This window comes from Methylophaga marina, assembly GCF_030296755.1.
Lineage (GTDB): Bacteria > Pseudomonadota > Gammaproteobacteria > Nitrosococcales > Methylophagaceae > Methylophaga > Methylophaga marina.
Genome location: NZ_AP027741.1, coordinates 2,533,323 through 2,550,297, shown reverse-complemented (window position 1 = coordinate 2,550,297; position 16,975 = coordinate 2,533,323). Strand labels below are relative to the sequence as shown.

Genomic DNA, 16,975 nt, shown 5'->3' with positions numbered 1-16,975 from the left:
CGTGTTCCTTATTATTCTTTTTAAATTGGCAAGCGTATGCGGCCTGTGAGTAGCTCTTGCATCATGCCTTGTTTGATTTGGCGGGTTTTGCCAAGGCGTTGTTCCAGTGCCTGAATCTCTGCGTCCATATCGGAGAGGATGGCGGCGATGGCGGTTTGTTCTTCGAGACTTGGCACGGGAAAACAAACAGACGAAAGATTATTTTTAGAAATGCCATAAACCTTCATACCAGTCGCCAATCGATCAAAAGAGCTTTTCACCGCTGGGATACTATGTAAATAGCCTCGAAAACCATCTGCGAGCACTTTCTCTTTATCACGTAATAGGAAAGTGTGAAGACCCGCAACAAGCTGTTTATCACCAACATTAAAGACCTCAACGGTTTTGCCTATTCCTTCATAGTCTTCAGATGCATCTGCCATAATCAAATCCCCATCCATAACGAATGCAGAGCTGACGATATTCTTAGATATTCGCGGTAACCTCTCCTTATTTAAGTCGAGCTTATTGTTCCATTCGGTATGAATATCACCGTAGTGGACATACCCAAAATCACCTTCTTCAGACAAATCAGCTCGTGAATTAGTTGAAGTTGATAAAAAGGTAAATACTTCACCGTATGCCTTAACCTCCCAATCCTCCGGGATTTCCCCCAACTCACTTGGCTTGGTGCCTTTGGGCGTGCCATCTTCACGCAAGGAAAACTGCGGCAGGCGGGTGCGGCCGGTGAGGAGTTGTTGCATGGTGGCGGTTTTGATGGCCTGTTTTTTGGCGATCAGTTTTTCCAACTCGCTGATCAGTGCATCAACATCGGATAAGGCATTGGCGATGGTGGTTTGTTCTTCGATTTTTGAGGGAACAGGAATTAATAGTGGTGACAAAGAAACCATCGTCAGTGCTTTTTGAGAACTGCCAATGGCGCACTCCAACACCCTGTTTTTGTTGTAGTTAAGTTGCTTTATCAAGTACTTAGGTTGGCAGTTTTTTATTTTCCTGAGCCAAATCAGGTTTCCATCCTTAAAGTAAAATGGGTCGTTAGATTCAACTAGAAATGAATTTCCCAGAGTGCCTACCGCTGTTATAAGAATTTCCCCAGCCTTAGGGGCTCCGAATCTTGCGGCCAACTCATTGAACTTTGCTTGGCTGATATAGATTACATTCTCAATAACTGAGCCATTTAAAAGAGATGAAATCTCTTGGCCACGATAGAAAGGAACTCCACTCTTAACATAGTCACTTTCAAATATTCGTTTACTAGACGTCAGCTCAGCGATATCTCCTAAAGTTAATATCAGCCAATCCTCCGGAATCAGCCCAACTTCCGTTTGCTTGTATCCCACCGGAATGGCACTCGAAGCAACTTCCGCTAGATACTTAGGGCTCACCTCAGCCATACCACTCATAGCGCCCACTCCAAGCCCATGGTTTTTAAGTGTCCTGCTACTTTATAACTGAGGTTTTCTACCGATTGGGTAAGGGCAGGCAGTGGCTCGTTATAACGCTCTTCCAATTCTTTGACACGATTGGCCAGTTGCTGGGTGACACGCTCTATTTCGGCGATGATATTGCTTTCAAGCGTTGCCAGCCATTTGTCGTCCACAATCAGAGATTTGATCTCATCGATGCTGAGTTTGGGGTATTGCTTAAATACTGCTAAATCAAGCGCGTCTTGCGCTTCTTTTAGGGCTTTTTTAGCATCGGCCTCAAAATCAAACAGCTTTTTGGCTTGTTTCAGCGCGGCTTTTTCATCCGGGTCGGTGGCAAGTTTCAAACGCGCTGTGACCGTAGCTTTGGTGACTTTGTCTTTATCGTTCAGCGCATCATTCAGCAAACCTTCGTCGCCCGAGTTTTCTTCCAGATAGGTTTCTAACTCTTGGCTGGCGCTATCAAGTAGCGAATGCAGGTTATCCACTTGAGCTTGTTCAGCGGTAAAAAAGCGCGCCACGATTAACGCCGGTGGAATGAGTTCGGCTTTGTATTTGGCTTTACCAATCACTAGATCAGGCGTTTCTTTGAGCTTTTCACCTTTTTTAACGACTAACTCACGCAACACCTTGCCCGCTAACCAGCCATCTTGCACCAATACATAGACATCGTCTTGCATCACCTCTGCCCAGTAATCCATCAGAATTTGGTAGATATCGTATTTACTCAGCAATGGCGTTTGCGAATAGCTTTGCAGTAGATCTTCACTGATGCGATGAATGATCTGTTTTGGCAGTTCAGCTTGCTCAATAGCTTTTAGGTTTGAGCGCTGCGCCCACTCGGTAAACGCCACTAGGCTTTGTGCAGCAAAAGTTTTGAACTCGTCATGGTTAAGGATGGTACTTTTCACATCGGAAGACTTAACCAAGGCTTCGCTATAACCTTCACGGGCAGCTTGCTTTTTACACTCAGCAAACAAGGTCGCACGAATACTCGGGAATACTTGCCAGAAGCGCGCTAGAGCATCGATGTCGCGGTTTGGAATACCGCCTTGTAGATGTGCACTTAAATCGTGTATGTCCTCTGGTTCGCTAGAGTCGATATAACGCGGAATATTAAGGTTGTAGTCGTTACCGGCGATTTCACTGAGCAGCACCATGCGCGAGTAGCACGGTAGTTCTAGCTGCTTGGTAAAAACATCAACAATTTTGTGAATATCTTGGCTGCGCAGACGATTTTTATTGCCGTCTTTGGCAAAACTTTTGCTGGCATCGACCATAAAGATACCACTGCGAGCTTGAGCATATTCTTTGTCAATGACGATAATACAGGCAGGAATGCCCGTGCCGTAAAACAGGTTGGCAGGTAAACCAATAATGCCTTTGATGTAACCTTGCTTGATAAGGTTTTCACGAATACGCGCTTCAGCATTACCTCGGAATAAAACACCATGGGGAAGGATTACCGCACCTTTGCCATTGCTTTTTAACGATTTAATGATATGTAACAGAAACGCATAGTCACCATTCTTTTCTGGTGGTATGCCCCATGTAAACCGGTCAAACTCATCTTTTTCTGCGTTTAACCCACTTGTCCAGTTTTTGTTCGAGAACGGTGGATTAGCTACCGCGAAGTCAAAAGTTTTCAGTTTGCCATTGGCCTCTTTCCACTGCGGGTCAGTTAGTGTATTTCCCTTCCAGATTTTTGCCGTAGAGCTGTCATGCAGGATCATGTTCATCCGAGCCAGTGCGCTTGTGGCATTATCGTTCTCCTGACCGAAGATAGATAAGCCACGTGGCGCTTGATCGTTAACTTTTAACAACAGGGACCCCGATCCGCACGTCGGATCATATACTGTGCAATCTTGTGGTGTATCGCTATGAATACCGATAACCTTAGCCAGAATACGAGACACTTCAGATGGCGTATAGAACTGTCCTTTGCTTTTACCCGATTCAGTGGCGAAATGACGCATTAAGTATTCATACGCATCACCCAAGAGGTCATCACCATCAGCACGATTACCTGTCAGATTCAATCCTTCGAAGATGCCCACCAACTTTGATAGCCGATCCTGCATCTCTTTGCCTTTGCCGAGCTTATCTTCATCATTAAAGTCAGCAATATCAATAACGCCTTTGAGGTCATTCTTCTCAGCTAATGCAGCGATAATTTTATTAATTTTATCGCCGATTTCTTTGTCACCTTTCAATGCCACCATATCTTCATATCTAGCACCAAGTGGTACTTCAATCATAGAGTACGGATTAGCCTTGGCCTTATCTGAAACATACTTCATAAACAGCATGGTTAGCACATAGTCTTTGTATTGCGAAGCATCCATGCCGCCACGTAATTCGTCGCAGCTTGCCCAAAGTGATGAATAAAGTGCATTTTTCTTGATTGCCATATTTGTGTTCTAGCTACCGTTCAATATGAAAGACTGAATACCCTACTAGGTTCCCGTTAGATAATCTATTTAATAAGTGAAGCAATAATATAACGGAATTACTATTGAGTTGGTGTCTGTGTATGGAGCATATAAGCACAACCGAAAAATATCACTTTTAGTGATATAATATTTATCAATTATATATTTTGGATTTTCATATGACTGAACAGACATGGCACAAAAAAACCAAAAAGCTGTTGAAACAAAAAAAAATAACAATGTCAGAACTGGGTGAAAAACTTGGGTTTGCACAAAGCTCTATATCCATGAAATTAATTGGAAAAAGAGAAACATCACTTGACGAGGCAATCAATATTGCAGCTATATTAGGTGTGTCCCTGTCAGAATTAATAAATGAAGACGAGAAACTGCTAATTGATGATGACGAACAAACAATAATTGAAACATACCGAAACCTGACCGCCCCAGAGAAGTCCCTTTTCCTCAAGCTTGTAGCGGCATTTAAGACAGAATAAAGAAAATATCGCCGTATACGATTTCTTGTTAAATTGGCTTCATTAACGACTGATGAGGTTTTTAGCTCCCTCCACCGTAAGATCACAATATGTGATAATATTTATATTGCAATAGTAAAAATAGCCACCGTCTTAATCTAGCTTACTAATATATAATCACGAGGTGATAGGTGAATGAAGCGAGGACCTAAACGCCAGTTTAATATCGACATACCTAAACACATTAACCAGGAACAGCTACCCGATAATTGTCATTGGGATAATTCAGGGCAAGGGCACTGGTACACTAAATATAAAGATCCCCAAACAGGCAGGCGTAGACGAAGCCGGATCGCTGGCCGGTTTGCCACACTCCCAGAATTACACCAAGCAATCGCTGACTTTCACGCAGAAGATCAAAACACATTTAACCTATTAACAAGAGAGTTTCAAAAGTCCCCCACTTTTAACGATCTCTCTGACAATACAAAACGCGATTATCGTTACTGCAGCGCACTCGTTGAAAACTTCCCCACCCTATCAGGCAAGCCACTTGGCACAGTATCAATGTCTAAATGGTCAACGCCTATGGTGCAAAAGCTGATTGATAAACTAGCCAGCGAAAAAGGAGCGTCAGCTGCTAACCATGCATTGCGTTACACAAGACGACTGTTTAAATGGGGGCGTGCCAGAGGCTATATTGATACCAACTTTGCCACCGGCATAGAACAAGCCAAAGAAAAACCAGTACAGCAATTGGTTAGTGATGAGGTCTATCATCGCGTCCTTTCTCACGTATTAAAGGCTAGCCGTCTAGGTAATAACGTAAAAGGTGCCTGTCCTGAATATTTATGGCCGGTAATGGAGATTGCTTATTTATGTCGTCTTCGTGGCATTGAAGTTATCGACATGACAGAAAATAGAGCAAAAGATGAACACCTTGTTTGCAATCGTAGAAAAGGCAGTCGAACAAATGCCGTCGAATGGTCGCCACGTTTACGCAAGGCGTGGGATGCAGCTATCGCCAGACGAGACAGAATCTGGTCAGCAAAAAACATACCCGTGCCACTCAATCCAGCTGATAGACCGGTATTTATTTCTAAAACTGGAAAGCCTCTTCAAAAATCATCACTCGATACAGCATGGCAACGGATGATCACCTTTGCTTTGGAATGTGACAATCCAGTTATCACACCCGAAGAACGTTTCAGCTTGCACGATCTAAAACGCAAAGGCACCACAGACACGAAAGGTACCCGAGCAGAAAAACAAGAAGCTGGTGGATGGAAGTCGGCAAGCGTTGTTGATCGCTATGACAAATCGACACCGGTAGTAAAACCGGTATTTTAGCTCCAAAACCTCCGGACAATAAAGTCTAAGTAACTGATTAAAAAAGGGGTAAAACAAGGAAGTTCCGGACAAATAATCGCCGAAAACCCGCATAAATACTAACTTGTTTAACTGATTTGTAATCAGCGGGTCGTAGGTTCAAGTCCTATCTCCGGCTCCAGAACAAGAAAAAAAGCCTCGTTAAAATAACGAGGCTTTTTTTTGGTCTAAGCATTAATCAACCCCGTCTGTTCCAATCTCAATTTGACCTCTACAAGCAACATTAATCTCACCGTATTTCAATATGGTGAACTTTATCTCAAAGTTTTTCTAAATTAACTACTTCAAGTTCCGCTAAAGAATTATGCTATATAGAAATAGCGAACTTTAGCTATCTACCCAAACCGACTTGAATAGGTTCTTAATGTTCAACCCTGATAATTTTTTTATAACATCAGCCCCCAAACAGACACTCATTGTCGGTTCATATGATTTCTTTCTTGTCGTTCTATCAATCATTTTAGCTACAACAGCGGCTTTTGTGGCGTTACATTTTGCTTCAATGGCAAAACTAATCAAAAACAATCGCCACCGCCATATTGCTATTATTACTGGCACCATCATTTTTGCTGGTGGTGTCTGGAGTATGCATTTCGTGGGCATGTTAGCTTACGAGATGTCTGAACAAACGACCTACAATATCCCTCTCACACTTATCTCTATCCTTCCTAGTTTGCTTTCTTCCTATATCACTTTGAGAATGCTTATAAATCCTTCAATGACTCTATGGCAACTGATTATGAGTAGCTTCTCCGTAGGTGCCGGTATAGGGATGATGCATTACGTTGGTATGGAAGCCATGGAGATGGACGCGGAGCTTCGTTATGTGCCTAGTTGGTTCGCTGCTTCTATTATTGTTGCTGTTGTACTGGCTTTCATCGCACTGTCAGCTCGCCATTATCTATCAATAGTCTGGAAACAACACTCTGTCCACCTCATCAATATCATCAGCGCTGTTGTGATGGGACTGGCTATTTCAGGCATGCATTACACTGGTATGGCTGGGGCAAGATATCTCATGAGCGACAACACTCTGATGACGCATCGCATCACAGAAGATCACGTTCAGTTATCTTATATTATTACTTCTATCACATTATTATTGATTGCCTTGGCCATCACTATTGCTTCTCAGCTCAGATATCGCCAGTTACTGACTGAAAAAACCATCAGTGAACTACGTTTAAAAACTACCCTCGAAACAGCCGTTGATGGCATCATCACCATCGATCAAAACGGAATCATCCAAGACTTTAACTCATCAGCATCAACTATCTTTGGCTGGAAAAACACAGAGGTTATTGGCAAATCTTTCTTAGTTCTGGTGCCTGATGAAGCCAAAAATGAATACCAAGAATATTTATTTAACTTTCTTAAAACAGGACAAACCCAACTGACCGGTCAAGCCAGAGAAGTTTTTGCTAAACATAAAGACGGTCACTCATTTCCAATACGACTTGGTGTAGGTCGTGTTGAAGTAGAAGACATCGGTTCATTATTTGTGGGTTTTGCTACCGATATTTCTCAACGTTGGGAAATTGAAGAAAAGTTGCGTAAGAGTGAGGAGCAATATAGTTCATTAATTAGAAATATTCCTGGCGCCAGTTTTCGTTGTTTGCTGGATGAACACTGGTCGGTCATTTTTGTCAGCGATGCCATTTTTGATATGACAGGCTGGGCTGCTGAAGACTTTTATAAGCAGCGAATTCATCTCTCAGAACTGATTCATCACGATGATGTGGATTTAACCAATGATGCTGTTCAATCAGCACTTGAAAGTAAAACCAGTTACTCAGTTGAGTTTCGCTGGAAACACAGAGATGGCCACTATATCTGGGTATTTGAAAAAGGCTCTATTATTTACGAGAACGACCAACCCGTTTGGATAGATGGTTTGATTCTGGATATTACACACCGCATAGAGATGGAAGACGATCTTCGTCAGGCGAAAGAGAGAGCTGAACTTTCAGCAGAGAGTAAAGCCAGATTCATGGCGAATATGAGTCATGAAATAAGAACACCGATGAATGCCATCATCGGTTTTTCAGATCTGCTTCTTGATGCCAAAGATATCAGTGGCAACAATAAAAAACATCTGCAAACCATTAGCCAATCAGCCCGATCATTGCTTCACCTGTTAAATGATATTCTCGACAGTGCCAAACTAGAAAAGAATAAACTCGAACTCGAAGAGTCCACGTTCGATTTAACCAGGCTGATTGATTCAGTCATATCTACATTATGGCTTCAAGCAAAAAATAAAAACCTATACCTTAACTGCAGTATACCTGACGACATTCATACCTCGTATTTAGGAGATGAAAACAGAATTAGGCAAGTGTTATATAACATTATTGGTAATGCCGTGAAGTTTACTGAAAATGGTGGTGTCACCGTTTCGGTACACCCTCTTAATGAGTCCACTCTTCGTTTTACCGTTGAGGACACCGGTATTGGGATGGATGAAACGACGCTCAATACCATTTTTGAACCCTTCTCCCAGGCTGATGCTTCAATGAGCCGGCGCTTTGGTGGTACTGGACTGGGTACAACAATTTCCAAACAGCTAGTGGATTTGATGGGAGGAGAATTAAGCGCCAGTAGTGAGGCAGGTGTAGGCAGTACATTTTTCTTTGATCTGCCACTACAAAAAACCGATGACATCATTAACGCAACTGTAGCGAACCAAGCCTTGTCGATTCCACCCAAAAAAGTATTAATTGCTGATGATATTTCTCAGAACTTGACCTTACTCTCGCTTTTACTTGAACGACAAAATCATACTGTTATTAATTCGGTAAATGGCGAAGATGCGTTCCATAAATTCATCATAGAAAAACCTGACATTGTTTTGATGGATTTACAAATGCCAGTGATGGATGGGTTTACCGCTACCAAGAAAATTCGTGAGTATGAGTCAGCTCATCAACTTGAAACGACACCTGTCGTCGCTTTAACAGCGAGTGTCTTATCTGAAGACCGACTGCAAGCGACTAATGCCGGCATGAATGGCTTTTCCCACAAACCTATTGATATACAGCTGCTCACAGCTGAAATGGCACGGGTTCTCGGTATTGAGCCACACTTCATTACAACAGCTCCAGAAGTGCTTGGTATTGATGAACATACATTCACGCAGATCAATATTGATAAAGCATTAACGTTATGGGGTAGCTACCCTGTTTATTTAGCTGAATTGGCCCGTTTTATAAAAGCGTATAGCGATATCAGTAAACAGCTATCTGAATTGAATGAAACATCGAATTACAGTGAACTGAAAAAGCTGGCACATAAGCTCAAAGGTGTGTCAGGCAACCTGGGCCTTTTGAAAATCCATCAATCAACTTCTTTGATAGAAAATAAGTCAAATAATGAACATAAAGTCGAAGTAGCGATAGAGATTGCTAAGCTCGACAATGCCTTTTCCACGTTATCAAAAGAGGAAAAATGGATAAAAGCCTCATTGGCTGATTCAAACAGTGAGGCAACTGTAACATCACAAGTCCTGCTAGCTAACGACCGTATATTGACTATCGTCGATGAACTTATCGAGCTTAGCGAGCATGGAGAACTTAACGAAGAGAGAGTAGACGAGCTAGTCAATGGGGTTGAAGCTGACTTACATCGACTTGCTTTAGATGTTAAACAGTCTGTACTCGACTTTGACTTTTTGGTCGCCCAACAACACTTAAACGCTATCAAGCAACATATAACGAACACCACATTATGACTACGATAAAGAAATACCAGCCTAGAATCCTTATTGTCGATGACGAGCCAACCAACTTGAGAGTGCTTCGTCAGATTCTGCAGAACGATTATGCGCTTTCGTTCGCCCGCTCAGGAAAAGGTGCTCTGGCATTGATTGATAAGGAAATGCCGGATCTGATCTTACTCGATATCATGATGCCAGAAATGACAGGCTTAGAAGTTTGCCAGCAATTAAAAGCCAGATCAGACACCTCACACATACCGATTATATTTGTGACAGCCTTACAAGATCCGGATGATGAAGCACGAGGTTTTGACATTGGTGCAGTAGATTACATCATTAAACCCATCGTGCCCTCCACTGTACTTGCCAGAGTAAAAACACATATCTCTCTTGTCAAAGCAGATGAGCTTCGTGCCACCCATATCGACTTGATTGAACGTTTAGGTAGAGCTGCAGAATACAAAGATAACGAAACGGGCTTACATGTTCAGCGGATGAGTCGCTATGCAAAAATTATTGCTCTGGGTTATGGATTTGACGAGAGTACCGCAAACGAACTCATGATGGCGGCTCCCATGCATGACATTGGAAAAATTGGTATTGCTGACAAAATATTATTAAAACCAGATAAGTTAACGTTAGAAGAGTTTTCAGAAATGAAAACACATACTTTAATCGGGGCCGAGATCTTAGCCAACTCAACATCAAGATTGATTCAACTAGCCCATACTGTTGCCCTGACCCATCATGAAAAATGGGATGGCACGGGTTACCCAAATGGATTAAAAGGTGATGAGATTCCGCTTGCAGGTCGAATCGTTGCCATAGCTGATATTTTTGATGCATTAACCAGCGCCAGACCATATAAAGAAGCCTGGCCAGTTGAGGAAGCCATAGAATTCATTAATGAACAGAGTGGTAAACACATTGATCCCGCTTTGCCCCCCATCTTAATTGAGCACCTGCCAGACATTCTGAAAGTGAAACAAGCATTTTCTGATTAGTTATGGTGCAGCGTCATACATCATGAACTGATCTCTTCCTGCTTTTTTTGCAGAGTAGAGCATCACATCAGCTTGTTGCAAAGCTTTATCAAAATTTATTGTGGCTAATTCAGCTGTACTCACGGCTCGAATACCGGCACTGGCAGAGACCGAAATTGTGTCATCACGTAGTGCAATTCTTATCTCACGCAAATGCTGTAACAGTTTCTCGGTGAACTTAGCTGCATGAGCAGCCTGTGCGCCTGATAAGACAAACAAAAACTCTTCACCACCCCATCGAACCAGAATATCGGAAGCACGAATACTGTCAGCCATGACCTCTGCTGTTCGTCTCAGCACAATATCGCCCACATGATGGCCATGTTGGTCATTAATCTGTTTGAAGTAGTCGAGGTCAAGCATAATGATGCTATAGGGGGTCGATAATCGCTGCATCAGAGCCACTAATCGACGCGCACCTTGTTCGCCTTCTGTGCGATTGGTCAGACCTGTGACACCATCAAGAGAAGTGACATCATCCAGCGGAATGTGCAGCTCCATAGCTCCACCCTTCTCTAGAGGTAGCGCCATCACTTTGAATTTCTGAGGACCGCTGTTGGTTTGATGAATATGTAAATGACTAATTGTTGTTCTGAGGGTCTGTGCATCGAGCTTAGGGCAGGCCTCACCATTTTCATGGCAGGGACTATCGTAACCATGACTCATTTTGTAGCAAGGCTCATCAATCTGACTGTATTCATGAATGGCTTCCTGATTGGCTCGAATCACCCTATAGTCATCATCAATAACCGTGACTGGAAAAGGCAAAATATCTAAAAAAGACCATGCAGATTCGATACTCTCCATACTGAACAAATCTGTTACGTTTTCTTCTTTTAACCTTGGGTTTGTTTCCATTGACATTTCAACCAGCTATCACTTTTTTAGTATTTATAATAACCATACTCTTAGTATGACTATAGTGTAAATACAGGAATAGTCGTTGAGACAAAATTGTCGATAATCCGGTTTTTCTGATATTAAAAGACCACGCTATACAAGCTTATCGGAGCAAAAAATAGGCAAGCAAACAATTGCTGATGAACAAAAGAAGTGAGCACGCTTGCCAGAACTTAACCGGATAACGGTACATCAGCGGGCGATTGTCATCGCTTAAATAAGCTGGATTCGGCTTTATCAAGTCTGTCGCAAACTCAGACAATGCCTGATAGCGCTTTTCAGGATAAAGTTGCAAGGCTTTCTGCAAGGTTTTATCAACCCAGCTTGGCATATCCTGAATAAACAAAGCGATGGATTGGTATTCAATACGATGAAGATCTTGTCTGGTATGAACTTTTGCCAGTTTTTCACCATATGGCAGATGGCCTGTGAGCATTTCATAGACAATACACGCTAGAGAGAATTGATCAGACTGCGGCTGACCTGCTCGCCGCAATAAATACTCAGGCGCCGTGTAGTGTTTTGTCCCCAATAACTCACTGCGTTCTATGGGCGAAGAGATATCAGCAATGCCGGCAATTTTGGTTGAACCAAAATCAATAATCTTCAGCACGCCATCTCTGGAGATCATGATATTTCCAGGCTTTAAATCCTGATGCAACATATCGAGTCGGTGAAAAGCTCTCAGTGCTGATACAAGCTGAGGCACAAGATCACGTACAGTTTTTAAATCCAAACGTCCAACGTCATCCAGCCACTGCTGCAACGTTTTACCGTCCACGTACTCCATCACATAGTAAAGAAAACGACGGGGGCGCTTCTGCTCTACTGTCCTGACTACATGTGCATTATTTATTCGGCGTCCTACCCACTCCTCCAAATGGAATCTTTCCAGGTAGGCCGGGTCATCTTCGAAGTTGACCGAAGGGGTTTTAATCACCACTTTCTCGCCCGTTTCAGTATCCACCGCTAAATAAAGCTGACTGGTAGAACTAGCGTGTAACTCACGACTGATGCGATAGCCGTCAAGAATGACACCCTCATATAAATCAGGTGGAAAAGGTAATACGGTGAGTTGGGCAAAAACCTCATCAGGTGCTTGAGTCGGTAATTGTTCAATGCACATTAGCTGGCAACTTATATTGTCTTGGCTGCCAGCCTTCAGTGCTGCATCACAAATTCGCTCTGTTAAATCAGATAAATCAGCCGGACCAGCTTCTAATAAAAACTGTTTAAGCACCTTATCGGGCAAAACATCATGCACGCCATCGGTGGTTAACAGAAACACATCCTTTTCCTGAACAGCAAGTGTTTTATAGTCAATATCCAGACAATAATCGACACCAAACGCTCTTCCCAGATACTCTTTATTTTCATCAATACGAATACGATGATCGGTGGTCAATGGTTCAAACTCACCATCACGTAATAGATAAATACGTGAATCACCGACATGAAAAATATGTGCTGTTGTTGATTTCACAACAACAGCACTGAAGGTAGAGGCCATTCCTCTCCCTGCTTGCTGAAACTGCTGACTTTGTCCATGCAACCAGGTGTTGATAGCGGCAAGCACTTTGCTGCCAGACTGTTTCACAGACCAGGAGTCAGGTGTACTAAAGTAGTCACTCATAAAACCAGTCACGCATGCCTGACTGGCTTGTTTTGCTTCATTACTCGAACTCAGCCCATCCGCAATAGCACAGGCGACACCTTTCGTTTCAAGCAAAGCCAAGTTGGACGGAATGAAAAAGCCGACGGTATCCTGATTATCGGCTTTCACCCCTTGTGTTGAACACTGCCCAACTAATACTTTTAACTTTGCTGTCATATCCGTCCTGACGATTAATGCACATCTATCATTTGAATCGACCCGTCTGGTAAGACCTCGGCCATTTGTCCGCGAGGCTCATCCATAAACTGCACCGCGATCAAGGTCACAACCGCTGTCGCACAAATCACAAAGAAGAAGGTTTGTGCAGAAACAAGTGACAGCACGGTCAGAAACGTGACAGCGCCCACATTACCATAAGCACCCGCCATACCGGCTACTTGTCCGGTCAATCGACGTTGAACCAGTGGTACTACCGCGAACACAGCGCCCTCTCCCGCTTGCACAAAGAACGAGCATGCCATGGTTGCCAATACAGCCAACACAATGAACCACTCTGGTGTAATCATACCCATCACAAAATAGCCTACCGCCAGACCGCTGATACAAATGGTCAGTGTTTTCTTACGACCCAGACGATCACTAAACAAACCACCGATAGGTCTAGATACCAGATTCATAAAAGCAAAGCCAGAGGCGAGTAAACCAGCCTGAACAGCACTAATATCAAACGTTTCACTGAAAAACAGAGGCAACATTGACACAACGGCTAATTCAGAACCAAATGTCGCCAGATAGGCTAAATCCAACACGGCCACTTGTTTGAATTTGTAACGGTGAATTTCTGGTGTTTCTTTAACAAACACATCTTTGTTAATTTGATAAATGTGATACACCTGATAGAAAAATAACACCACTAAACCGACATAAATCGCGAGGGTGATTTCGCTGGAGAGCAAACTGACCCCACTGGGTGACAACTTCCATGCTAATAAGGCCAAGGCCGCATACATGGGAATATTCATAACGATATAGAGAAAGAAATCGCCTTTACTGGTTACTTCCATCGCACCCGTTTTTTTCGGTTTGAAATATGTCGATCCCTGAGGCGTGTCAGACACAGTATTGTAATAAATAAAAGCATAAACAAGCGCAATGGCACCAGTCAGGCCAATGGCATAACGCCAGCCATCCTCACCACCAAATAATAATACAATGGTGGGCAGTGACATTGCCGCTGCGGCTGAACCGAAATTACCCCAACCACCATAAATACCTTCCGCTAATCCCACTTGCTTGGCTGGAAACCATTCAGAAATCATGCGTATGCCAATAACAAACCCGGCACCGACAAAGCCCAGTAGAAAACGGGCAAGAGCGAGTTGTTCAAAACTATCTGCAAGTGCAAAGAAAAAACAAATCATGCTTGAAATGCCGAGCAGTAGTGAGTACATGATCTTAGGACCGTACTTATCCACTAGCATACCAACCACTATTCGAGCAGGGATAGTCAAGGCGACATTGAGTATCAGTAACGTTTTTATCTGCTGACTATCGAGGCCAAGCGTATCTTTGATAGCCATCAACAATGGTGCATGATTAAACCACACCACAAAACTGATGAAAAAGGCTATCCAGGTAAGATGAAGGGTACGAATATTATCTTTGAAAGATAATAAATTGAGTTTGTTATTGGACATAAATTCAGCTCTCTTTTGAACATACCGGAATGGGTCCATGTTCGAATAGCGGGAATCATGCCAAAACATAACCTATTGATTTATATATACTTAGAAAAACAAATGCGCATCCTGAATGCATATTTAGCTGCTAATTTGGTGCATTGCGCACAGTATAAGTGCGTTATCTCAACTGATGGGCTGATCTTCGTCGGGCCAGTCTAAATCACAGCAGAAAACATATGTCTTGCCACTAACAACCACTGCTTGTGAAACGGTGATACACATATGAGAACCGGCTACCGACAGGTATGGACGACTTATCTGAGTCATATTCGGATTTTGTATGGCTCTGAAATGGTAATGTCGATGTGACCAGTTAGCATTGACACCAGAAAGTAGCGGTGTAAAACGAATATCCAGTTTGGCTGTATATTTGGGTGAGTTCAGACTTCGGCCAATCTGGTAGCCAGACTCATCAAGCAGGTAACAACGTACAGCTCTGGCATCATCAAATAGGGCGTGACCACAGTCTTCAAAAGATGCCCCTTGTTTAAACGCGTCGAGCTCTTTTTCAAATATCAACTCAAAGGTGCGGAAATGTTGTTGAAGCTTTCGATTATATTGGCTTCGTACATTCTGATGTTGATGAAGTAACTTATCCATAGCTTGACCGAAATCAATCTCCTGCTGGAGATCAGGCTTTGGCTTAGCAAAATAAAACCCCTGAACCATATCTGCGTTACTGGAAATCGCAACCAAGGCTTCTTTTTCAGTCTCAACACCCTCAATAACCACCAAACTTCCGGTCTCATGAATGAGCGAGACAATGCCGGTCAGAATCCTTTCCACTTTCATTGAGTGGCCTGCTTTTTTTACTAAGCTACGGTCAATCTTGACAATATCAGGCTGTAAATCCCAAATACGATCAAAATTAGAGTGGCCAGCACCAAAATCATCAATCGCAATCAAACAGCCCATTTGACGAAAATGCGTAATCAACTCCCGTAAGTAATCGCGGTTATCAATTTCACTTTCTAAAATTTCAATCACAATGCGCCTTGATGGTAAGTCACTCTCGCGCATCAGCGTTTGCATAAATCCAATATCGGGACGTTCCGAAATTAAACATTGGGAATTAAGATTTAAAAATAACCAAGCATCATTGGCGGGGTGTTGAGAAAAATTACAGGCATGTAATAGACGACAGGTCCTATCAAGAATCAGCTGTTGATCGGATGCCGTGTTTTTTCTCATCAATTCTTGTGGTGTCACGGGGTTCCCAGAGACATCCGCGGCACGAACCAGTCCTTCGTATCCCACAGCTTTTCGATGAGCGATGCTAAAGATTGGCTGAAAAACTGACCTCAGGCAGAGAGACTCATAAGCCGCTTCATAATGATCCTCCTTGAATGACAATTCCGTCATACCTGTTTGTACCTTTCTTGTTTGTCTGTAATGGCGTTTAAGCATTACCGTAGCCTTAATCTTAATAGGTATAGTTTTCAATTACTACCATCATCAAACTCAACCATTAATTGGCCATCCTCACCCTTCCTCATACCCTCATGAAGCCAATCAAAAACCAAAATAGAATAACGACCGACATCCGCTAACAAAATAACCATAAAACAAAACAGCCACTTCATCACTGAAGTGGCTGTGACGTTCTATTACTATTTCATCAGAACTTATGCATTTTTTTGTGGCTCAAGTAAGTTAGCCGCCGCTAAAATATTCTGAGCTAATTGGCCTAATCTCATATTCTGGTTCATGGCTGAAGTTCGCATCAGACTATAGGCTTCGTTCTCGGTGCATTTACGTTGCTCCATAATGAGGCCTTTTGCTCTATCAATAATTTTCCTATCAGCCAAAGACGTTTTTAAATCTTTCAGCTGTTTCTGCATACTTTGTACTTGTTTAAACCGAGCCATTGCCGTTCGCAAGATGGCATGGATACGATTTTCATGAAAACCATCAACTATATAAGCACTCACCCCAGCCTCAATGGCTTCTTCAATCGCTTCATCACGGTCATCGTATGTAAATATCACGATGGGCAATGGAAAGCGTTCATTAATGATCTTAAATTTACTCAGAAGCTGACTATCGCTGGTATTCATAATGGCAATAATCAAATCGGGCTCGATAGTCCACTTCAGGTTAAGTAACTGTTGCAAATTGGTGGCTTCGAAAATCACTTTATAATCAGTGTTTTCAAAGACTCTTTGCAGTGTATTCATAAATTCCGTAAATTCACTGATAACTACCGTGTTAATCGTTTTCGTGACTGTATTCATAGCAG

Annotated in this window: 11 protein-coding genes; 4 read left to right on the top strand and 7 right to left on the bottom strand. The window is 42.7% G+C overall.

Annotated features, from left to right (window positions below; genetic code table 11):
- Window positions 1-20: 20 nt before the first annotated feature.
- Window positions 21-1,403, bottom strand: coding sequence for a restriction endonuclease subunit S (locus QUE24_RS12950; protein ID WP_286304232.1), 1,383 nt, complete (start codon window positions 1,401-1,403; stop codon window positions 21-23).
- Window positions 1,400-3,835 carry a type I restriction-modification system subunit M gene (locus QUE24_RS12945; RefSeq protein ID WP_286304231.1) on the bottom strand — a complete coding sequence of 812 codons (2,436 nt, stop codon included), beginning with the start codon at window positions 3,833-3,835 and terminating at the stop codon, window positions 1,400-1,402. The genes QUE24_RS12950 and QUE24_RS12945 overlap by 4 nt, the downstream gene beginning before the upstream one ends.
- Window positions 3,836-4,035: 200 nt before the next feature.
- Here QUE24_RS12945 and QUE24_RS12940 point away from each other — a divergent pair, with 200 nt between their 5' ends.
- The 4 genes from QUE24_RS12940 (at window position 4,036) to QUE24_RS12925 (ending at window position 10,440) form a co-directional block, all read left to right on the top strand.
- Entirely contained in the window at window positions 4,036-4,353 is a 318-nt protein-coding gene (locus QUE24_RS12940) for a helix-turn-helix transcriptional regulator (protein ID WP_286304230.1), read from the top strand.
- A 174-nt stretch (window positions 4,354-4,527) separates the two neighbouring features.
- The gene (locus tag QUE24_RS12935) at window positions 4,528-5,682 is read left to right on the top strand and encodes a site-specific integrase (protein WP_286304229.1); all 1,155 of its coding nucleotides are present in this window, start codon (window positions 4,528-4,530) and stop codon (window positions 5,680-5,682) included.
- A 520-nt stretch (window positions 5,683-6,202) separates the two neighbouring features.
- Window positions 6,203-9,451: a PAS domain S-box protein gene (locus QUE24_RS12930; protein ID WP_286304228.1), complete on the top strand. Its 3,249-nt coding sequence runs from the start codon at window positions 6,203-6,205 to the stop codon at window positions 9,449-9,451.
- Window positions 9,448-10,440 (top strand): response regulator, encoded by a 993-nt coding sequence (locus QUE24_RS12925; protein ID WP_286304227.1) that lies wholly within the window; start codon window positions 9,448-9,450, stop codon window positions 10,438-10,440. Before QUE24_RS12930 ends, QUE24_RS12925 begins: the two co-directional genes overlap by 4 nt.
- Here the strand turns inward: QUE24_RS12925 and QUE24_RS12920 are convergent, their stop codons facing one another.
- From QUE24_RS12920 to QUE24_RS12900, 5 genes are all read right to left on the bottom strand, one after another.
- Entirely contained in the window at window positions 10,441-11,343 is a 903-nt protein-coding gene (locus QUE24_RS12920) for a GGDEF domain-containing protein (RefSeq protein ID WP_286304226.1), read from the bottom strand.
- Window positions 11,344-11,482: 139 nt separating this feature from the next.
- Window positions 11,483-13,210: a bifunctional protein-serine/threonine kinase/phosphatase gene (locus QUE24_RS12915; RefSeq protein WP_286304225.1), complete on the bottom strand. Its 1,728-nt coding sequence runs from the start codon at window positions 13,208-13,210 to the stop codon at window positions 11,483-11,485.
- Between the two features lie 14 nt (window positions 13,211-13,224).
- Window positions 13,225-14,691, bottom strand: coding sequence for a NarK family nitrate/nitrite MFS transporter (locus QUE24_RS12910; RefSeq protein ID WP_286304224.1), 1,467 nt, complete (start codon window positions 14,689-14,691; stop codon window positions 13,225-13,227).
- A gap of 168 nt (window positions 14,692-14,859) precedes the next feature.
- On the bottom strand, window positions 14,860-16,143 hold the full coding sequence (locus tag QUE24_RS12905; RefSeq protein WP_286304223.1) for an EAL domain-containing protein: 1,284 nt from the start codon (window positions 16,141-16,143) through the stop codon (window positions 14,860-14,862).
- Window positions 16,144-16,361: 218 nt separating this feature from the next.
- A complete protein-coding gene (locus tag QUE24_RS12900) occupies window positions 16,362-16,970 on the bottom strand; it encodes an ANTAR domain-containing response regulator (RefSeq protein ID WP_286304222.1) in 609 nt (202 codons plus the stop codon).
- Window positions 16,971-16,975: the final 5 nt, after the last annotated feature.